The organism is Selenomonas ruminantium subsp. lactilytica TAM6421 (genome assembly GCF_000284095.1).
Taxonomy (GTDB): domain Bacteria; phylum Bacillota; class Negativicutes; order Selenomonadales; family Selenomonadaceae; genus Selenomonas_A; species Selenomonas_A lactilytica.
Genome location: NC_017068.1, coordinates 2,218,228 through 2,236,189, shown reverse-complemented (window position 1 = coordinate 2,236,189; position 17,962 = coordinate 2,218,228). Strand labels below are relative to the sequence as shown.

At 53.5% G+C, this 17,962-nt stretch carries 22 protein-coding genes and 3 tRNA genes; 24 read left to right on the top strand and 1 reads right to left on the bottom strand.

What is annotated here, in order from left to right; translation table 11 throughout:
* Window positions 1–16: 16 nt before the first annotated feature.
* The 8 genes from SELR_RS10965 (at window position 17) to SELR_RS10930 (ending at window position 3,704) form a co-directional block, all read left to right on the top strand.
* Window positions 17–592: a 3'-5' exonuclease gene (locus SELR_RS10965; protein WP_014425292.1), complete on the top strand. Its 576-nt coding sequence runs from the start codon at window positions 17–19 to the stop codon at window positions 590–592.
* The gene (locus SELR_RS10960) at window positions 589–1,086 is read left to right on the top strand and encodes a 2-thiouracil desulfurase family protein (protein ID WP_014425291.1); all 498 of its coding nucleotides are present in this window, start codon (window positions 589–591) and stop codon (window positions 1,084–1,086) included. The genes SELR_RS10965 and SELR_RS10960 overlap by 4 nt, the downstream gene beginning before the upstream one ends.
* 217 nt (window positions 1,087–1,303) lie before the next feature.
* Window positions 1,304–1,666, top strand: a complete 363-nt coding sequence (locus SELR_RS10955) for an endonuclease domain-containing protein (RefSeq protein WP_014425290.1) — start codon at window positions 1,304–1,306, stop codon at window positions 1,664–1,666.
* A 327-nt stretch (window positions 1,667–1,993) separates the two neighbouring features.
* Window positions 1,994–2,800, top strand: coding sequence for a Cof-type HAD-IIB family hydrolase (locus SELR_RS10950; RefSeq protein WP_014425289.1), 807 nt, complete (start codon window positions 1,994–1,996; stop codon window positions 2,798–2,800).
* 89 nt (window positions 2,801–2,889) lie between these two features.
* Window positions 2,890–2,965: transfer RNA gene (locus SELR_RS10945), tRNA-Asn, on the top strand.
* Window position 2,966: 1 nt separating this feature from the next.
* Window positions 2,967–3,041: transfer RNA gene (locus SELR_RS10940), tRNA-Glu, on the top strand.
* A 3-nt stretch (window positions 3,042–3,044) separates the two neighbouring features.
* Window positions 3,045–3,120: transfer RNA gene (locus SELR_RS10935), tRNA-Val, on the top strand.
* Window positions 3,121–3,182: 62 nt separating this feature from the next.
* Complete coding sequence (locus SELR_RS10930) at window positions 3,183–3,704, top strand: transcription repressor NadR (protein WP_014425288.1); 522 nt, start codon at window positions 3,183–3,185, stop codon at window positions 3,702–3,704.
* Here SELR_RS10930 and SELR_RS10925 read toward each other — a convergent pair.
* Complete coding sequence (locus SELR_RS10925) at window positions 3,620–3,976, bottom strand: DUF192 domain-containing protein (protein WP_041914395.1); 357 nt, start codon at window positions 3,974–3,976, stop codon at window positions 3,620–3,622. The genes SELR_RS10930 and SELR_RS10925 overlap by 85 nt on opposite strands.
* Window positions 3,977–4,095: 119 nt before the next feature.
* On the opposite strand from SELR_RS10925, the gene SELR_RS10920 reads away from it, so the two are divergent.
* The 16 genes from SELR_RS10920 to nagA all read left to right on the top strand — a co-directional run bounded on the left by SELR_RS10920 (window position 4,096) and on the right by nagA (window position 17,877).
* Complete coding sequence (locus SELR_RS10920) at window positions 4,096–4,938, top strand: energy-coupling factor transporter ATPase (protein ID WP_014425286.1); 843 nt, start codon at window positions 4,096–4,098, stop codon at window positions 4,936–4,938.
* The gene (locus SELR_RS10915; protein ID WP_014425285.1) at window positions 4,928–5,794 is read left to right on the top strand and encodes an energy-coupling factor transporter ATPase; all 867 of its coding nucleotides are present in this window, start codon (window positions 4,928–4,930) and stop codon (window positions 5,792–5,794) included. Before SELR_RS10920 ends, SELR_RS10915 begins: the two co-directional genes overlap by 11 nt.
* Complete coding sequence (locus SELR_RS10910; protein ID WP_014425284.1) at window positions 5,788–6,585, top strand: energy-coupling factor transporter transmembrane component T family protein; 798 nt, start codon at window positions 5,788–5,790, stop codon at window positions 6,583–6,585. Before SELR_RS10915 ends, SELR_RS10910 begins: the two co-directional genes overlap by 7 nt.
* Window positions 6,582–7,358 (top strand): tRNA pseudouridine(38-40) synthase TruA, encoded by a 777-nt coding sequence (gene truA, locus SELR_RS10905; RefSeq protein WP_014425283.1) that lies wholly within the window; start codon window positions 6,582–6,584, stop codon window positions 7,356–7,358. Before SELR_RS10910 ends, truA begins: the two co-directional genes overlap by 4 nt.
* Window positions 7,359–7,479: 121 nt before the next feature.
* Window positions 7,480–8,151 (top strand): hypothetical protein, encoded by a 672-nt coding sequence (locus SELR_RS10900; RefSeq protein WP_014425282.1) that lies wholly within the window; start codon window positions 7,480–7,482, stop codon window positions 8,149–8,151.
* A gap of 110 nt (window positions 8,152–8,261) precedes the next feature.
* Window positions 8,262–8,705, top strand: coding sequence for a D-aminoacyl-tRNA deacylase (dtd, locus tag SELR_RS10895; RefSeq protein WP_041914394.1), 444 nt, complete (start codon window positions 8,262–8,264; stop codon window positions 8,703–8,705).
* Complete coding sequence (locus SELR_RS10890) at window positions 8,705–9,946, top strand: aminopeptidase (RefSeq protein ID WP_014425280.1); 1,242 nt, start codon at window positions 8,705–8,707, stop codon at window positions 9,944–9,946. The genes dtd and SELR_RS10890 overlap by 1 nt, the downstream gene beginning before the upstream one ends.
* Complete coding sequence (locus SELR_RS10885; protein WP_014425279.1) at window positions 9,940–10,575, top strand: hypothetical protein; 636 nt, start codon at window positions 9,940–9,942, stop codon at window positions 10,573–10,575. Before SELR_RS10890 ends, SELR_RS10885 begins: the two co-directional genes overlap by 7 nt.
* On the top strand, window positions 10,572–11,468 hold the full coding sequence (locus SELR_RS10880) for a YitT family protein (RefSeq protein ID WP_014425278.1): 897 nt from the start codon (window positions 10,572–10,574) through the stop codon (window positions 11,466–11,468). The genes SELR_RS10885 and SELR_RS10880 overlap by 4 nt, the downstream gene beginning before the upstream one ends.
* 34 nt (window positions 11,469–11,502) lie before the next feature.
* Window positions 11,503–12,411 (top strand): methyltransferase domain-containing protein, encoded by a 909-nt coding sequence (locus SELR_RS17850; RefSeq protein WP_014425277.1) that lies wholly within the window; start codon window positions 11,503–11,505, stop codon window positions 12,409–12,411.
* A gap of 34 nt (window positions 12,412–12,445) precedes the next feature.
* Window positions 12,446–13,012, top strand: a complete 567-nt coding sequence (locus tag SELR_RS10870) for a peptidylprolyl isomerase (protein WP_014425276.1) — start codon at window positions 12,446–12,448, stop codon at window positions 13,010–13,012.
* Entirely contained in the window at window positions 13,002–13,265 is a 264-nt protein-coding gene (locus tag SELR_RS10865; protein ID WP_041914393.1) for a GIY-YIG nuclease family protein, read from the top strand. The genes SELR_RS10870 and SELR_RS10865 overlap by 11 nt, the downstream gene beginning before the upstream one ends.
* Before the next feature lie 4 nt (window positions 13,266–13,269).
* Entirely contained in the window at window positions 13,270–14,121 is an 852-nt protein-coding gene (locus SELR_RS10860; protein WP_014425274.1) for an undecaprenyl-diphosphate phosphatase, read from the top strand.
* A gap of 725 nt (window positions 14,122–14,846) precedes the next feature.
* Window positions 14,847–15,476 (top strand): aminoacyl-tRNA hydrolase, encoded by a 630-nt coding sequence (gene pth / locus SELR_RS10855; RefSeq protein ID WP_014425272.1) that lies wholly within the window; start codon window positions 14,847–14,849, stop codon window positions 15,474–15,476.
* Window positions 15,463–16,710, top strand: a complete 1,248-nt coding sequence (locus SELR_RS10850; protein ID WP_014425271.1) for a radical SAM family protein — start codon at window positions 15,463–15,465, stop codon at window positions 16,708–16,710. The genes pth and SELR_RS10850 overlap by 14 nt, the downstream gene beginning before the upstream one ends.
* 18 nt (window positions 16,711–16,728) lie before the next feature.
* The gene (gene nagA / locus SELR_RS10845) at window positions 16,729–17,877 is read left to right on the top strand and encodes an N-acetylglucosamine-6-phosphate deacetylase (protein ID WP_014425270.1); all 1,149 of its coding nucleotides are present in this window, start codon (window positions 16,729–16,731) and stop codon (window positions 17,875–17,877) included.
* Window positions 17,878–17,962 lie beyond the last annotated feature (85 nt).

The following is a 17,962-nucleotide window of genomic DNA, read 5'->3' as shown; positions in this document are numbered from 1 at the left end:
AAGGAACGATTGATTTATGATGAACTTTGCCGCCATTGACTTTGAGACGGCTACGGGCTGTCGCAATTCGGCCTGCAGTGTGGCTGTCACTGCCGTGGAAGATGGCCAGATGAAGGACGTTTACTATACGTTGATTCAGCCGCCCATGAATAAGTACAATTACTTCAATGTGCAGATTCATGGCATCACCCCGCAGGATACGAAAAATGCGCCGACCTTTGCCGAAATCTGGCCGGAACTCAAAAGCCATTTGGAGGGCAGGATTGTGGTGGCCCATAATGCCCGCTTTGATATGAGTGTTTTGAGCGCGTGTCTGGCAACGGAGGGATTGGCAGCACCGGATTTTTCTTACTGCGATACAGTGGCCATTGCCCGCAAGGCCTGGCCATTTTTGGAGAATCATAAGCTGGATACGGTGGGCACCCATCTGCATATTGATTTCCAGCATCATAATGCCATGGATGATGCACGAACCTGCGCAGCGATTCCCTTGGCAGCCGGGCAGGAATTAAAAGAGGATTCTTTGGAGTCGTTGGCGAAAAAGCTAGGTATAAATGTGTGTGTGTTTGGGAGAAAGGGGTATCGAAGATGATTCTGGTAAGTGCCTGCCTGTTAGGCCATAAGGTAAAATTCAGCGGGGGAGCCAATACCCATGATCTGCTGCTAAAATACAACGAGCGGGGCCGCTTTATCGCCGTCTGCCCCGAATGCTTCGCCATGCTGCCCTGCCCGAGACCGGCCATGGAAATCCAGGGCGGCACGGGCAAGAAAGTCCTCACGGGCAAAGCAAAAGCCATGGACGAGAACGGCATGGATACCACTCAGTACCTCTTGACCGGTGCCGACAAGGTGCTCAAGATTGCCGAAGCCTACCATGCGAAAGTCGCCATCCTCAAAGAAGGCAGCCCCTCCTGCGGCGTCAAGAAAATCCATGGCGGTAACTTCGACGGTAAGAAAATCAAAGGGCAGGGCGTGACCACGGCCCTGTTGCAAAAGCATGGCATTACCGTGTATTCCGAGAAAGATATGACCGTGGGACGGCTGGAAGAGCTTATTGCTGAGGATGCGAAGAGAGACAGAATCTGATTACCACGATTTGGGGGTCGAGGCAAAAGACGCGTGGCAGGCAGCAGCTGTCTTGCGCTATGACGTGGGTCTAACATGCTAACGCCACCTCCCAGTCTCCCTATCGAGAGAGAAAGTTCCATAAAGCCAAGTTGTTTAAGCCTCCCCCAATGGGGGAGGGGAACCGCGCAGCGGTGGAAGGGGCAAAAGCAGCGACAGTATCAAAGAGGCAAAAACAATGTACGCCACCAACCAAGCCAAACAAAATGCCAAGAACCTAAGGAAGAACCTAACACCGGAAGAAAAGCACCTATGGTACGACTACCTGCAAAGCTACCAGCTCAAATTTTACAAACAAAGGCCGTTTATGAACTACATTTTGGATTTCTACTGCCATCAGGCGAAACTGGCTATTGAAATAGATGGTGCACAGCATTACGAAACCGAAAATCGTGCGTATGACGAGGCGCGGACAGCAGAATTGGCCAAACTTGGCGTTTGCGTACTGCGGTTTACTAATGGCGATATAAAGCGAAAGTTTGCTGAAGTATGTGCTTATATCGATATGCAGGTAAAGGAAAAGTTGCAAAAAGGTAAATGACATGTTCAAGTTCCAACCGCTTATGGTTGTCTTTGTCATGTCAAAGAGAGCTGGGAGCCCCTCCCACCGCCTGCGGCGGTCCCCCCTCCCCGACGGGGCGGGCTATCAGGTACGAGCCTTTGGCTAATGCAGTACCCCGAAGCCGTTTCTTTTTTCGAGATAAAAATTTCGCAAGGGCAAGTTGCCCTCAGCCTCCCCCTTGGGGGGAGGGGACCACCGCAGGTGGTGGAAGGGGCTGTTGTCGATTTTCTTACAGAAGGGGCACTGTCTTTTTCACTCTGGCACATTCCTTCATAATATGTCATAATATCCTTGGAGGGGATTATTATGTCAAATGTGAAGATTGTGTTTTCCGATATTGACGGTACGGTTCTGACCAGTCAGCATGAAGTGACAAGTCAGACGAAAGATGCGGTCAAGAAGCTGGTGGCGGAGGATATTCCTTTTGTGCTGGTATCGGCTCGGATGCCGGAGGCGATTTATCCGATTACGGAAGATATGGGGATCAAGATGCCGATTATCTGTTATAGCGGCGCTTATGTGCTGGATCGGGAAGGGCAGGAGCTGGCCAGTGATTTTATGGAAGCGGCGCCGGTGCGGCAGCTGCTGGGGGATATTGCTGCGGCTTTTCCAAAAGTGACGGTGAATTTTTACAGTGCCCATCATTGGTATGTGACGGATAAAGCCGACGCGCGCGTTAAGCGAGAGGAGGACATCACCTCGGCGCAGGCTGAGCAGGCGGATTTTGACGCGTTATTGAAGCAGGGGATTTTGCCCCATAAGATTCTCCTGATGGCCGAACCGGCGGACTGTGCGGCGGCGGAGAAGTATTTCCAGCAGCATTATCCCCAGTTCCAGGTGGCCCGTTCCTCGGATATCCTGCTGGAAATCATGGATGGCAAGGTGTCCAAGGCGGCAGGGATTGCCGTGCTCCTGCAGCATTATGGTTTTGACAAGTCAGAGGCCCTGTCCTTTGGTGACAACTACAACGATTTGGCTATGCTGGAATACACGGGCATGAGCGTGGCCATGGGCAATGCTCCCGACGATGTGAAAGCCGTGGCCAAGGCCGTAACTGCCAGCAATAATGACAGTGGAATCGCAGTGTTTTTGGCGGCACAAAAAATAATTTAAACTTTTTTTGAAAAAAGTTAAAAAAAGGGGTTGCATTCTCCGGAAAAGTGTCGTATAATAATTTTCGTTGGTGAGACACACCAAGGAATTCCCCGATAGTTCAGCCGGTAGAACGGTGGACTGTTAATCCATATGTCGCAGGTTCGAATCCTGCTCGGGGAGCCATGGCGCGTTGGTCAAGTGGTTAAGACACCGCCCTTTCACGGCGGCTTCATGGGTTCGAATCCCATACGCGTCACCATTCGGGCGATTAGCTCAGCTGGGAGAGCGCCTGCCTTACAAGCAGGATGTCAGCAGTTCGATCCTGTTATCGCCCACCATTTGAAATTTAAGCTGCCGCAAGGCAGCTTTTTTGTTATAAAAATTGCGGGAGGATTTGAGTATGACTACAGAGGAACGCCGGGCAGAGGTCCTGCGGCGTCTGCAGGGGGCTGTGCAGCCATTGACAGGGACGAGACTTTCCCGGGAAATGGGCGTCAGCCGTCAGATTATCGTTGGCGATATCAGCATATTGCGGGCAGAGGGGCAGAAGATCTATGCCACGCCAAGGGGCTATTTCATGCTGCAGGAGGAAAAACACGACAGTCAGCAGCTGCATACCCTGATCTGCAAGCATACGGCCGAGGATATGGAAACGGAACTCAATGCCATTGTGGATAACGGTGGTGCAGTCATGGATGTGATCGTGGAGCATCCCGTTTACGGCCCGTTGAAAAGCGACCTGCTGCTCACCAGCCGCCGGGATATCAAGAATTTCATCAGCAAGATGAAAAAATGCCAGGCAACACCATTGCTGGTGGTGACTGGCGGTGTGCACCTTCATACGGTGCGGGTTCCCGATGATGAGGCGTTGTCCGCCATCAAGGAAGAATTGCGCTCGAAAGGGATTTTGGTGGAAAGCTGAAGTCCCAGCCGGTCGGCTTCGCCGGCGGTCATTTCTACGACGCCCCAGGCTTTGGGGCACCAGGCAAGGCCTATCCAGGGCCTGACATTGCGGCTGATCTTGAGGATGTTCATATCCTTGTCCACCCAGACCGCATCGATGGCAAAGCGCATAAAGCACATATGGATGCTGCTGCAGGGGGCAATCAGCAGGCCTTTGCCTGCAGGCAGTTTCTTGCGCAGCATCAGACCGCAGAAGCGGCGGAAAAAGGTATCGGCTATTTCCAATTGCATAATATCACCATTTCCTAAAGAAGTTGTTCAGCTTTAGTATAAGCGACAACTTCTTTTTTGTAAAATCCTTGAAATGCGGTATAATGAAATTTGTGTGATTCTATCGTGAGGAAGAGTAAATGTCATTTATCGAAGCAGAAAATCTGACGCACATCTACGGGCAGGGGACGGAACAGGAGTTCACAGCGCTGCAGGATGTGAGTTTCCATATTGAAGCTGGGGAATTCGTGGCGATCCTGGGAGCCAATGGCTCTGGCAAATCCACGTTGGCCCGGCATTTGAATGGGCTTTTACTGCCCACCAGCGGCGCATGCCGGATTGCAGGCATGGATACCCGCAGCCCCCAGGAAGTCTGGCAGATCCGCCGGCAGATGGGCATGGTGTTCCAGAATCCGGACAATCAGCTGATTGCCGGTGTGGTGGAAGATGATGTGGCCTTTGGCCCGGAAAATCTGGGCATGGAACCGGCAAAGATCCGGGCGCAGGTGGAGATGGCCCTGCAGGCCGTGGGCATGGAGGATTTCCGCAAATTTGCCCCTCATTTGCTGAGTGGCGGGCAAAAACAGCGGGTGGCCATTGCCGGAGCCTTGGCCATGGATACGAAGTGCCTGATTCTCGATGAGGCCACGGCCATGCTCGATCCCCAGGGGCGTCGTGAGGTCATGGACACCGTGGAACGGCTGCATCGGGAGCGGGGGCTGATGCTTTTGTGCATCACCCATTTTATGGACGAGGCTGCCCGGGCTGATCGCGTGCTGGTGATGGAGCATGGTCAGCTGGTGCAGCAGGGAACGCCGGCAGAAGTCTTTGCCGATGCGCCACGCCTGCATAAGCTGGGCTTAGCGGTACCGCTGGCGGTGGAAATGGCCTGGCAGATGCGTCGCCATGGTATGCAGCTGCCTCAGAATATCCTGACGGATGATGATTTGGTTGCCGCGCTGGAGGCTCGTTATGTCCATTGAACTGAGAAATGTAAAATACATCTATATGCCCAAGACTCCCTATGAGCGCATGGCTTTGGATGATGTGACACTGACTCTTGAGGAAGGCAGTTTTACCGCCATTGCGGGCCATACCGGTTCCGGCAAATCCACCCTGGTACAGCATCTGAACGGCCTGCTGTCGCCGGCTGCCGGGGAAGTGCTGGTGGATGGTGTCAATATCAATGCCAAGGATAAGGAAGGCAAGATCAAGGCCTGGCATGCCCGCCAGCAGGTAGGCATGGTCTTTCAGTATGCGGAAACCCAGCTGTTTGAGGAAACCATCGCCCAGGATATTGCCTTTGGTCCGCAAAATCAGGGGTTGGAAGAAAATGAGGTCGAGGAACGAGTGCGGCAGGCCATGGAGCTGGTGGGGCTGGACTATCACAAGTTCAAGGATATGTCGCCCTTTGCCCTGAGCGGCGGTCAGATGCGCCGGGTGGCCATGGCCGGTGTGCTGGCCATGCGGCCAAAGTATCTGGTACTCGATGAACCGGCAGCAGGTCTTGATCCCCGTGGGCGGGATGAGCTGATGGCTGAAATCCAGCGCCTGCATAAGAAGTGGAAACTCACCATTGTCTTTGTGTCCCATAGCATGGAAGACATCGCCAAAATGGCCGATAAGATGGTGGTGATGCAGGGCGGGAAGCTGCGGGCCGCAGGCAGTCCCATGGAAATCTTTGCGCAGGATAGCATGCTAAAGGAAACAGGGCTGGAAAAGCCGCAGATCATGCAGATTATGGAACGGTTGAAACAGGCAGGTTTGCCGGTGAATGTGGAGGCGATTACCCCGGAGGCGGGGCTGAAATCCCTTGGGGAGGTTTTCCATCTATGCTGAATAATATCATGATTGGGCAGTATTTCCCCGGGGATTCTTTCCTGCATCGGCTGGATGCCCGGGTGAAGATCCTGCTGCTGCTTATCCTGTTGATGGAGGTCTTTGTTTTCACCCGCGCGCCGGTCTATGGCATCATGATTCTGGTGACCTTGGCCCTGATTCTGTTCTCCGGTGTGCCCCTGCGCATGGTGCTGCGCTCGCTGAAGCCTTTGTGGTGGATCATCATCTTTACCTTTGTGCTGCATCTCTTCAGCCATCCGGGGAAGGAACTCTGCCGCGTCTGGCAGTTTGCCATCACCCAGGAAGGTGTGGAGCAGGGCGTTTTGATCAGCGTGCGGCTGATGCTGTTGATTGTGCTGAGCACCTTGCTGACTTTCACTACTAGCCCGCTGAAATTGACGGATGCCCTGGAAAGCCTGTTATCGCCCTTCAAAAAAGTTGGTTTGCCAGCCCATGAACTGGCTATGATGATGACCATTGCTCTGCGCTTCATTCCGACGCTGATCAGCGAAACGGATAAGATCATGAAGGCCCAGCAGTCGCGGGGGGCAGATTTTGTGACGGGCAGTGTCCTGTCGCGCCTGAAGAATATGGTGCCCATATTGGTGCCGCTGTTTCTGTCGGCCTTCCGCCGGGCCGATGACCTGGCTATGGCCATGGAGGCCAGATGTTATCGGGGCGGTGCCGGCCGTACCCGCATGAAGGAAATGAAGCTGGCGGGGCTGGATTATACTGCTATGGTGGTTTTCGCCCTGCTCAGCGTGGGATTAGGAGTTAGTTTTTATTTATGAAAAGTGAACATAAAGAGGAAATGAAGGCCCGCAGGCGCAATATTGCGCTGAAGGTGGCTTATGATGGCACGGCCTACCATGGCTTCCAGCGCCAAAGCCCGCCGGTAGTGGCGGTGCAGAATGTGCTGGAGCGCAAGCTGGCGGTTATCTTTGGCGATACCATTGAAATGGCGGCCTCAGGCCGTACTGATGCCGGCGTCCATGCCTATGGGCAGGTGGTGAATTTCTTCACCAATGGGAGCATTCCCATCGACAAGGTGCCCATGGCGGTCAACAGCCTGCTGCCGGATGATATTGTGGTGAAAGAGGCCTGGGAGGCGGATTTTGATTTCAGTGCCCGTCATAGCGCCAAGGCCAAGACCTATATCTATCGCATCCAGCAGGGGACAACGCCCAATCCGCTGACGGCCCGCTATGCTTGGTATGAGCGGCGTCCGTTGAATGTGGAGCTGATGCAGCAGGCCTTGGATATGCTCAAGGGCGAACACGATTTCAGTGCCTTCCGGGCTGCGGGCGGTGCCCCTATGAGTCCGGTGCGTACCATCTATGAAGCCAAAGTCGAGGCAAAGCCTGGCGATATGCTGGAATTCACCATCTATGGCAATGGCTTCCTCTATCATATGGTCAGGAACATCATTGGCACTGTGGCCAATGTGGGGCTGGGGCGCATCAGCCTTGAGCGTTTTGCCGAGATATTTGCCAGTCTGGACAGGCATCAGGCCAGTGCCACAGCCCCTGCCTGCGGTCTGTATCTTTACAGTGTGGAGTATTGAGATCCGCGGATAACTGTTTCCTTACAGATTGTTTTCATAGTCAATCACAGTGTTTTCAGATTCTTTTGTTATACTCATTATTGTTCGAAGCCGTGATATGCAGTAACAATGGAGGAAGACTATGAATCAGATAAAGAAGATTAGCAAGAATGTAGGACGCAACCATCTGCGTTGGCATATGTGGAAGCTTTCGCTGTTCCGTGTCACCGCGGTAATGGTACTGGCCATGTCGGTGCTGTCCCATAGCCTGTTGGCAGAGGCTGAGGCAGCTGAGCCGGATATTACCCGGGATATGCGGAATCTGGCGATAGACGGGGTGTACCTCACAGGGCTGAAGCACCGGCTGAAAGCAGAAGACAGCCTTATGCAGAAGATCCTGACCGATGCGGTGCAGGAAAATATCGCTTTGGAACAGGCGGCTGAGGGAATCAGCGATGTCCTGCGTTATACGCTGGTCATTGCGCCGGCAGAATACAGCCGGCGCGTGCCGGAGATTATGCATAAGCTCACGGAAAGCGGATATAAAGTCATAAAGTTCAACAATGCCTGGGGTGGCAGGTTCTATCAGGGCATAAATGTGCAACTGCTGAGCCCTGCCGGGATGAAAACGGAGCTGCAGCTTCATACTCCCAATTCCTATGCCATAAAACAGGCTTCCCATGGCGTCTATGAGATCAGGCGCAATCCTGAATCCACCCCGGAAGAGGTGGCAGAGGCCACGGCCAAGAGCCTGGCCTATAATGCGCAGGTCAAAATGCCGGTTGGAGCTGAGAACATCACCTGGCCGTTATAATGTCAAAAGTCATATTGACCAGTCAAATTTGACGGGTCAATATGGCTCTTTTTGTGGATTTTACAGGGCAATTATGGTATGATTACAAGGTTGAAAGGGGGCGTTTGCCGGTGCGAGCGGTGGTAACGCGAGTCAAGTCTGCCAGCGTGGTGATTGATGATAAAGTGAACGGTGCTATTGACCAGGGCTTTTTGGTGCTTTTGGGTGTAGGGCCGGAAGATACGGCAGAGTCAGCGCAGAAGCTGGCGGAGAAGATATATAATGTAAGGGTTTTCTCGGATGATGCCGGGAAAATGAATCTGAGCCTGGATCAGGTGGGGGGCAAGATGCTGGTGATTTCCCAGTTCACCCTCTATGCAGATCTCAAAAAGCGCCGTCCCGGTTTCAGTCATGCGGCGCCGCCAGCGATGGCCAATGACTTGTATGAGACCTTCATGCAGGATCTGCGGGACTTGGGCGTGACGGTGGAGCATGGGCAGTTCGGTGCAGATATGCAGGTGGAGTCGGTCAATGACGGGCCGGTTACCCTTTGTTTTGATACGGAGGCTTTGTGATGCAGCAGGATTTATTGAAGAAATATGCAGAATTAGTGGTAAGAGTCGGTGTCAATATCCAGAAGGACCAGATCCTGGTCATCAATACGCCCATTGAGTGTGCGGAGTTTGCCCGGGAAATCAGCAAGGCAGCCTTTGCGGCTGGTGCCCATGATGTGGTTATGAGCTGGGGAGACGAGTTATCGGCTCATATCCGCTTTGAAAATGGCAAGAGGGAACTCTTCACGGAATTTCCGGAATGGCGGGTGAAGTTCTGTCAGGGCTATGCAGAGCAGGGGGCGGCCTTTGTCTCCATCGCGGCCCGGGATCCGCAGATTTTCAGTGATATCGATCCGGAAAAACTCAAGCTGGCCAATCAGGCGGCCGGCGCAGCGTTGCTGGAATACCGGGAGCGCCTGATGAGCAATAAGAATACCTGGTGCGTGGTGTCTGTGCCCACCAAGGGCTGGGCGGCCAAGGTTTTCCCGGAGGATATGGAAGAAGCTGCGGTGGAAAAACTTTGGCAGGCGATTTTCCAGACGGTGCGCATCGGCGAAGGCGTGGATACGGTGGAAGAATGGCAAAAGCATACGGAGTTTTTGCAGAAGGCCGCAGCCTTCCTGAATGAGCAGAAGTTTACCAAGCTTCATTATAAGAACAGCATGGGTACGGATCTGACCATTGAACTGCCGGAAGGCCATATCTGGTCAGGCGGTGCGGAAAAGTCAGAGCTGGGCACGGTTTTCGTGGCCAATATGCCGACGGAAGAGGTATTCTCCCTGCCGAAGCGAGACGGTGTCAATGGTACCGTAGTGGCTTCCAAGCCGCTGAACTACAACGGTAACCTGATTGAAGGCTTCAAGCTGACCTTCAAGGATGGCAAGGTTGTGGATTACGGTGCGGAAAAGGGCGGCGAAATCCTCAAGGGCTTGCTGGAAACGGATGAAGGGGCAAGCTATCTGGGTGAGGTGGCTTTGGTGCCCTTTGATTCGCCGATTTCCCAGAGCGGGATTCTGTTCTACAATACCCTGTTTGATGAAAATGCTTCCTGCCATCTGGCTTTGGGCAAGGCTTATCCAACCTGTATCGAGGGTGGCGAGAACATGGACAGCGTGACGCTGCTGCAGCATGGTGTCAATGATTCGTTGGTGCATGAGGATTTCATGGTGGGTACCCGGGATTTGGAAATCATCGGCACCACGGCAGATGGCCGGGAAATCAAGATCTTTGAGCAGGGTAATTTCGGGAGGAACTTATGGTAAGGAAGTTGAGCCGCCTGCTGGCGTTGTCCCTGCTGTTGGCGGCCCTGATGAGCACGGTTTGTCTGGCAGCGGGCAAGGTTATGGATGAGGATTTTTCCTGCAAAGGGGTGCTGCTCGGCGATAGTGAAAGCGTCCTGCAGAGCAAATGGGGTGAACCCATGTATGATAAGCTGGCCATCAAGCAGGGCGTGAAGGTCCGGACCTATGTATATGAAGACCGTTCGGAAGCCAGTGTGGCTGTAGCTGACGGCAAGGTGGTCGATTTTACCGTAGATATGGAAAAATATGTGGCCCGCAATAATGTACGGCAGGGAGCCACGAAATATTGGCTGGAAAAAACCTATGGCAAGAAGCAGCGGCAGTTTCTGGATGGTGCCTATTATCTGATTTACGAGCGGGACAATCATCCCCATCAGCATCTGCTGCTGAAAATCGATCCGGAGGATGGGCATCTGCTGGATTTGCGGATTACGGGCCTGCCCTTGACCGAGGCAGAGCGGGCGGCCATGCAGGAGGCAGGCGAATCCATGCTGCAGGAATATGACCATGATGAGGGGGAACATATGAATATCGATATGTCCTCCCTGCCGCAGGATGATACGGTGAGCTTGGAGGGATTGGGCAGATGATTCAGCTCAGGCTGCTGCAGCATCGTTTATTGCGCTATATGGGAATCACAGTGGGATGTTTGATTGCCAGCTGCTCCATCAACCTCTTTTGGGTGCCTTCCCATCTTTTGACCGGCGGCGCCACGGGCATTGCCATGATTGTGTACTACTTGACGCATCTGCCCATTGGTGCCCAGACCTTTGCCTATAATATTCCGCTGTTATGGGCGGCCTGGCGGCTGCTGGGCAAGGGCTATACCTGTGATGTGATCATCGGTACGGCCATCTTTTCCTTCTGTCTGGATTTCACCAAGCCGTTGAATGATTTCGCTCCGGTCAGCGATTATATGCTGGCGGCCATCTTTGGTGGTGTTTTCAATGGCATCGGCTATGGCATTGTCTTCCGCATGAACGGCAGTACCGGCGGTTTTGATATCGTGGGGGCCATTGCCAAGAAATTCTATTCCTTCAATATGGGGGGCGTGATCTTTGGCTTCAACTGCCTTGTGATGCTGGCAGCGGCCTTTATGTTCGGCGTGGCGCCGGCAATGTTCACCTTGATCTGCATGTTTATGAATGCCATGGTGACGGATAAGGTTATCGCAGGCTTTAACAGCCGGAAGGCGCTTTTGATCGTATCCAATCAGGCGGAGGCCATCGCTGAGGGCATTATGGAAGTGGGTCGCGGGGTGACCTTCCTGCATGGGCAGGGAGCCTTTACCCGCCGGGAACGCAATGTGGTGTTCGTGGTGGTGACGCTTACCCAGGTGGCCAAGATGAAGATGATCATCAACGCCATCGATCCGGACGCCTTTGTAATCATCATGTCGGCCAATGAGGTCATGGGGCATGGCTTCAGCTCGCCGGGGGTGAAGAATGGCACGGTGGTTCATCGCTACGGCAATGGACGCTAAACCATAAAAATAAAATCAAGTTAGGAGAATGAGCATGGGGAAGAAAAACACGCCGGCAACGATTGCCGAAAAAATACATCATATGGAGGGGTTCCTGGATCTGGACAAGTTCATCACGGGGGACAAGAACGCAGTGAAGGATATTGAGGCCTACTACAAGACGAATCACGCGGCTTATCGCCGGGTTCATTCCAAGGCAGGCTATATGCATTTCCATGTGTCCAAGGATGGCAAGACCTTCTCGCCGGAGGATGCCAGCTATCAGCCGGATGTGGCGGGGAAATTCATCAAGGACGGGGATATGGTGCTGGAACTGGGGTCCGGCCAGGGCGCCAATATCCTGCATCTGGCCAAGCAGTTCCCTGGGGCGACGTTCACAGGGCTGGATCTTTTCCCGGGGAAGATGCAGGAAACACTGCCCAATCTTACCATCACCAAGCAGGATTACAGCAAGATGCCCCAGTTCGCGGACAACACCTTTGATGTGATCTATGCCATTGAAACCATGGTGCACAGCACGGACAAGATGCCGGTGCTGGCTGAGATCAAGCGGGTGCTGAAGCCCGGCGGGATTTTCGTGGTCTTCGACTACGCCCTGAAAAATGCTTATGAAAGCTACACAGGCGAAAGCCAGAAGGCCATCGATCTGATTTCCAAGGGCGGTGCTGCGGCGGTTATTGAATCCGTGGCCTCCTGGGAAGATTATTTTGCCCGTACTGGTTTTGCCTCGGTCAGCACTAAGGATCTGACCAAAGAGATCATGCCGGATCTGCGCCGGCTGGAACATCGCGCGGCTTGTATCCTGGATCATCCCTTCCGGGCCAAGGTGGTCTTCCGCACATTGCCCCGCCAGTTTGTGGGCAATATTATCCTGGGCTATCTGGGAGCTGATTCTGCTGCCGAGGAAGTCATTGTGTACAAAGAATGGATATTGAAAAAGTAAATAATGGTTGCAACGGCAGGAGGATTTTTGTACAATGAAAAAGATATTGATCATGATGCTGGTGGTGCTGACGGCGCTTACAACTGGATGCATCGCTGGCGGCAAGGATAATGGAGGCAAAAAAGTGGCTAATCGCATTGCAGTATTTGAAACCAACAAGGGTACCTTTGAAATCGAGCTGTTCGAGGACAAGACGCCGATTACGACGAAGAACTTCATCGATCTGACGGAAAAAGGCTTTTACAATGGTGTAATCTTCCACCGCGTGATTGACGGCTTCATGATTCAGGGCGGTGATCCGGATGGCACGGGCATGGGTGGCCCGGGCTACACCATTGAGGATGAATTCCTCGATGACCTGAAGTTCACGGGTGAAGGCATCCTGGCTATGGCCAACACGGGCATGCCCCATACCGGTGGCAGCCAGTTCTTCATCACGCTGGACAAGACGCCTTGGCTCAATGGCAAGCACACCATCTTCGGCAAGGTTGTGAAGGGCATGGATGTTGTCCGTACCATCGGCCATAGCGAGACGGATTTTGCTGACCGCCCGCTGGAAACGGTGGTCATGGAAAAAGTCACCATCAAAGATGCCGAGTAAGGGCGAGAACTGCACCTATATCTTAGAGTGCAGTGACGGTACTTTTTATACCGGTTGGACTAATGACCTGGAAAAGCGGGTCAGGACGCACAACGCAGGGCGCGGCGGGAAGTATACCCGGGCGCGACTGCCTGTGCGTCTTGTCTATTTTGAAACCTTTGCGGACAAGCGGGAGGCCCAGAGCCGGGAATGGCATATCAAGCAGCTTACCCATGCGCAGAAACAGAATTTGATAAACGACGAGAGGAAGTAGTACGGTGGATTTAAGCATTGCAGAACTGCTGAAGGTAGTAGTTCTCGGTATCGTAGAAGGGCTGACGGAATGGCTGCCGGTGTCCAGCACAGGCCATATGATTCTGGTGGACGAGTTCATCAAGCTGGATGTCAGCAAGGATTTCATGGATATGTTCCTGGTGGTGATCCAGCTGGGGGCAATCCTGGCCGTAGTGGCGCTGAACTTTGAAAAACTCAATCCCTGGTCTGACTGGAAGACACGGCAGGAAAAGCGGGATACGGTAAGCCTGTGGTTCAAGGTCATCATTGCCTGCGTGCCGGCGGCGGTGATCGGTCTGGCCTTCAATGACTACATGGAGGAGCATTTCATGACGGCGCCTGTGGTGGCCGCCACTTTGATTTTCTATGGTGCCATGTTTATCTGGATTGAGAATTACAACAAGCACCGCCGCCCGCGGATCAACGATCTGGCCCGTCTGGATTACCGCACGGCCTTTATCATCGGTATGTTCCAGGTCTTGTCGCTGGTGCCGGGGACAAGCCGCTCCGGGGCGACGATCATCGGCGGTATCCTCTTCGGGACCAGCCGCATCGTGGCAGCGGAATTTACCTTTTTCTTGGCGATTCCGGTTATGTTCGGTGCCAGCCTCTTGAAGATGGTGAAGTTCGGCCTGCATTATACGGGGGCGGAAATCGTCATTATGATCGTGGGCATGGTTACGGCCTTTATCGTGTCCATCATTTCCATCAAGTTCCTGTTGAGCTATATCAAGACCAATGACTTCAAGGCCTTTGGTTGGTATCGCATCGTGCTGGGCATCGTGGTGATCGCCTATCTGTTCCTGATTGGCGATCCAACGGCGGATAATCATTAAAAAATGGGGATGGAAATATTCCTTTAACAGCAAAAGTCCGCTGACGGAAAGTGTCAACGGACTTTTGGTATAAATTGCAGTTTATTGGCAGGTTCGTGCTGAAGATATCCCGTTCATACGCAGTCAGGGGTTCACGGGGGAGTACTTTTTCTGTTTCCGCTAAAACGACCCTCTCGGCAATTTTAGAGCTGTTTAGCCAGATGGCGCCGGGCAAGACCGGCGGCGCGTCTTTCAGCGTGCTTTCTGGTAACTGCCTGCCTCGGGCCGGCCTTCGCTGGCGCTCAGGCAGTCGCTCCCACAGAAAAAGCACTCCCCCGTTCGCCTCCCAGCCACGATTTTGGCAATCGGCACGAACCCGGTTCTCCCGTAACAAGAACATCGATGTGCTTGTATCCTCCAGCCGGAACATAGCAGCATTGACAAACGTAACGCTGGGTGGCGGTGGGGATGCTTTTCCGCCGGCGGAACGACTGCCTGAACGAAGTGAAGGCTGGCCCGCAAACAGCATTTGCTGGATGCTTCGTTGATGGACGCGCCGCCGGACTTGCCCGGCGCAGGTTACTGGAAGATGCGTACTTCTGCTGGCGGGACATTTAGTGCAGCGGCGGAAAAGTATTCCCACCGCCGCCCCACTGAGCTGTAACAAAAGAGTTTAGGCTCGCATCTACAAACTGCAATTTAATATGTGGGGATAATAGTCCCTTGAGATATAGGAGGAAATGGATATGAAAATAATTGCGGGCCTGGGCAATCCTGGCAGTGAGTACGCCGCGACCAAGCACAATGTGGGCTTTATGCTCGTGGATGCGTTGGCGGATAAGCTGGGTATTGACAACTGGCAGGATAAATTTGACGCGAAAGTCGCGCAGGGCTTCATCGGCACGGAAAAGATCCTGCTTGTAAAGCCGCTGACCTATATGAATGAAAGCGGGCGGGCAATTGGGCCGCTGCTGAATTTCTATAAATTGGATGCCGAGGACTTGATTGTCGTCCATGACGATATGGATATCCCTGCCGGCACCGTGCGCATCCGCAAGAAAGGCAGTGCGGGTGGCCATAATGGCATCAAGTCGGTGCTGGCCCATTTGGGGGATGAACACTTTGCCCGGGTGCGGATTGGCATTGGCCGTCCCCTGCCGGGCTGGACGGTGGTAAATCATGTGCTGGCTCCGTTCATCGATGAAGACAAGCCGAAAATCAAAGAGGCTATTCATTATCTGCTGCCCGCCGTGGAATGCATCGTGACGGAAGATGTGGATATGGCCATGAATAAATACAATCCCAAGAAGCAGAAGAAAAAGAAGGCGGCGCAGGAAGCGCCTGTGGAAGGAGGGGCAGAAAATGTCGCAGAATGAGATGATTACGGCAGTTTACGCCGATGAGGATGGCAATATCTTAGATGCGCCCGGCATGCAGGGCATGGGGCGTACGGGACGGGAGAACATCCTGCTGAAGCCTGAAGATCTGATTCCCCTGCCGGAAAGCGCTGACCTGATGTTATTGCCGGATCATCTGGCAGTGGGGCAGGCCAGCGATGGCGAAGTGATGCCGATTTCCGGTCTGGCGGTGGCAGCTATCCTGCCTGCAGGGTACACCCGCCTCTATATGCCGGCCTATGAGCGGGCCGAGGAAGCAGAGCGCCTGCCCCTCTATGGCTACACTGCGGTGGTGGTTTACAAGGATGAACTCTATTGCGCCGCCGTGTACACCGACGAGAACGACAAATGGGATCCGGTGCATTACAACACGAAGGACCTCAAGAACCTCGTGAAGCGCACGAAGAAGGATCTGCCGGGCAACCGCATTGTGGAGCAGGTGGCAGGCTGTTCGCTGAAATGGCATTGCTGCACGGCCCAGAATCTCTTCTACCGCCGCTGGGAGTGCGGGATTCCCACCTCCCCGGTCTGCAATGCCAACTGCTTTGGCTGCATTTCCCTGCAGCCGGCAGAATGCTGCCCATCCCCCCAGCAGCGCATCGACTTCCGTCCCACCCCTGAGGAAATTGCGGAAGTAGGCATCTACCATCTGCAGGTGGCTCCGGACGGCATCATCAGTTTCGGTCAAGGCTGTGAGGGTGAGCCGAGCCTAGCGGCGGACAATATCGCCGCAGGCATCAAGCTGATCCGTCAGCAGACCAGCAAGGGGCAGATCAATATGAACTCCAACGTGGGCTGGACGGAAGGCGTCAGGAAAATCGTGGACGCCGGTCTCGATTCCCTGCGGGTGTCTATTATCTCTGCTCGGGAGGAAGGCTACGATGCTTACTATCGGGCCAGCTACCATCTGGCAAATGTCAAGGAGTCCATCCGCTATGCCTTGGACAAGGGTGTCTATGTATCTCTGAACCTGCTCTATTTCCCCGGCTTCAATGACCGGGAAGAGGAACTGGCAGCCTGGCAGGAATTCTTCCGGGAATTGCCGGTGCAGATGATTCAGGTGCGCAATCTCAATATCGATCCGGATGCGTTCCTCGACATCATGCCGGAGCCGCAGGGCAAGGCAGTAGGCACGCGGAAGTTCATCGAGACGCTCCATGCTGAATTCCCCCAGCTCGTAATCGGCAGCTTCAGCCATTATGTGGAAGACTAAGAAAAGAGGCGCAGTTTTTTGTTAGCAATCAAGAACGGCAAATTTATCGTACCCAATGCAGCAGGTGATTTTGTTTTCCGCGAGGAGGGCGCTCTGCTCTGTGAGGGCGAAAAAATCAAAGGCTTTGTGTCGGAAGCGGAAATCCCGGCAGGAGCAGAGGTGATAGACGCTCAGGGAAATTATGTGGCCCCGGGCTTCCTCAACGTGCATATCCATGGCTGTGCCGGAGCGGATACCATGGATTGTACGGAGGAGGCTCTGGCCAAGATGGCCAGGCTGCAGGCGGAAACAGGAGTAACAGGCTTCTTGCCCACCACCATGACCTGCAGATGGCATGAGGTGGAGGACGCTTTGGCTACGGTGATGGACACCATGGAAAATAAGCCGGCAGGGGCTCAGATCCTCGGCGCTCATATGGAAGGCCCTTTTATCAGCCCCGCCAAAAAAGGGGCTCAGGCGGAGGAAAATATCCGCAAGGCCGATTATAAACTGGTGAAGCCCTGGGAAAAGGTGGTAAAAATCATTACTTTGGCGCCTGAGGAACTGCCGGATTATGATTTTGCGGATAAATGCCATGCTGCCGGCATTACCGTATCCATCGGCCATACGGCGGCGGATTATGATAAGGCTATCGAGGCAGTTAGAGAGCATGGAATCCATCATTTCACCCATGTCTATAATGCCATGACGGGGTTCAGTCATCGCGCTCCGGGAGTGGTCGGGGCGGCATTTGATACGGCGGATGCTTACTGCGAGATTATCGCCGATAATGTGCATAGCCATCCGGCGGCACAGAGATTGCTCTATCATGCCAAGAGCGGCAAGAATATTGTCCTGATTACGGATTCTTTGCGTGCCTGCGGTTTGGGCGATGGCCCCTCGGAGCTCGGCGGGCAGGAAGTGTTTGTCAAAGGCGAGCTGGCTACGCTCAAAGATGGTACCATTGCGGGCAGTGTAGCGACGATGAACCGCTGTGTGAAGATATTCTGGGAAAATACCGGGGCGCCGCTGCCACAGATCATCGAGATGGTCACGAAAAATCCGGCGCAGGAATTGGGCTGGTATGCGGAACGCGGTTCGCTGACTGCGGGCAAGCGGGCGGATATTGTGATCTTTGATGACGAAGTCAGCATTCAGCAGACCATAATCGGCGGAAAAAAATCGTAAATTTTTCTTGCAATGATGCCTGGTTAATGGTATAATTTCCTAGTCGTGAGACAAATAAGTTTTGTTATGAGTTGAAATGATATTT

Excerpts from the sequence above, each read along its gene's own strand:
- SELR_RS10965 (WP_014425292.1), top strand. The coding sequence starts at position 17 with ATGATGAACTTTGCCGCCATTGACTTTGAGACGGCTACGGGCTGTCGC.
- SELR_RS10925 (WP_041914395.1), bottom strand. The coding sequence starts at position 3,976 with ATGCAATTGGAAATAGCCGATACCTTTTTCCGCCGCTTCTGCGGTCTG.
- SELR_RS10930 (WP_014425288.1), top strand. The coding sequence starts at position 3,183 with ATGACTACAGAGGAACGCCGGGCAGAGGTCCTGCGGCGTCTGCAGGGG.
- truA (WP_014425283.1), top strand. The coding sequence starts at position 6,582 with ATGAAAAGTGAACATAAAGAGGAAATGAAGGCCCGCAGGCGCAATATT.
- SELR_RS10955 (WP_014425290.1), top strand. The coding sequence starts at position 1,304 with ATGTACGCCACCAACCAAGCCAAACAAAATGCCAAGAACCTAAGGAAG.
- SELR_RS10900 (WP_014425282.1), top strand. The coding sequence starts at position 7,480 with ATGAATCAGATAAAGAAGATTAGCAAGAATGTAGGACGCAACCATCTG.
- SELR_RS10870 (WP_014425276.1), top strand. The coding sequence starts at position 12,446 with ATGAAAAAGATATTGATCATGATGCTGGTGGTGCTGACGGCGCTTACA.
- SELR_RS10950 (WP_014425289.1), top strand. The coding sequence starts at position 1,994 with ATGTCAAATGTGAAGATTGTGTTTTCCGATATTGACGGTACGGTTCTG.
- pth (WP_014425272.1), top strand. The coding sequence starts at position 14,847 with ATGAAAATAATTGCGGGCCTGGGCAATCCTGGCAGTGAGTACGCCGCG.
- SELR_RS10890 (WP_014425280.1), top strand. The coding sequence starts at position 8,705 with ATGCAGCAGGATTTATTGAAGAAATATGCAGAATTAGTGGTAAGAGTC.
- SELR_RS10960 (WP_014425291.1), top strand. The coding sequence starts at position 589 with ATGATTCTGGTAAGTGCCTGCCTGTTAGGCCATAAGGTAAAATTCAGC.
- SELR_RS10920 (WP_014425286.1), top strand. The coding sequence starts at position 4,096 with ATGTCATTTATCGAAGCAGAAAATCTGACGCACATCTACGGGCAGGGG.
- SELR_RS10885 (WP_014425279.1), top strand. The coding sequence starts at position 9,940 with ATGGTAAGGAAGTTGAGCCGCCTGCTGGCGTTGTCCCTGCTGTTGGCG.
- SELR_RS10865 (WP_041914393.1), top strand. The coding sequence starts at position 13,002 with ATGCCGAGTAAGGGCGAGAACTGCACCTATATCTTAGAGTGCAGTGAC.
- SELR_RS17850 (WP_014425277.1), top strand. The coding sequence starts at position 11,503 with ATGGGGAAGAAAAACACGCCGGCAACGATTGCCGAAAAAATACATCAT.
- SELR_RS10915 (WP_014425285.1), top strand. The coding sequence starts at position 4,928 with ATGTCCATTGAACTGAGAAATGTAAAATACATCTATATGCCCAAGACT.
- SELR_RS10910 (WP_014425284.1), top strand. The coding sequence starts at position 5,788 with ATGCTGAATAATATCATGATTGGGCAGTATTTCCCCGGGGATTCTTTC.
- SELR_RS10850 (WP_014425271.1), top strand. The coding sequence starts at position 15,463 with ATGTCGCAGAATGAGATGATTACGGCAGTTTACGCCGATGAGGATGGC.
- SELR_RS10880 (WP_014425278.1), top strand. The coding sequence starts at position 10,572 with ATGATTCAGCTCAGGCTGCTGCAGCATCGTTTATTGCGCTATATGGGA.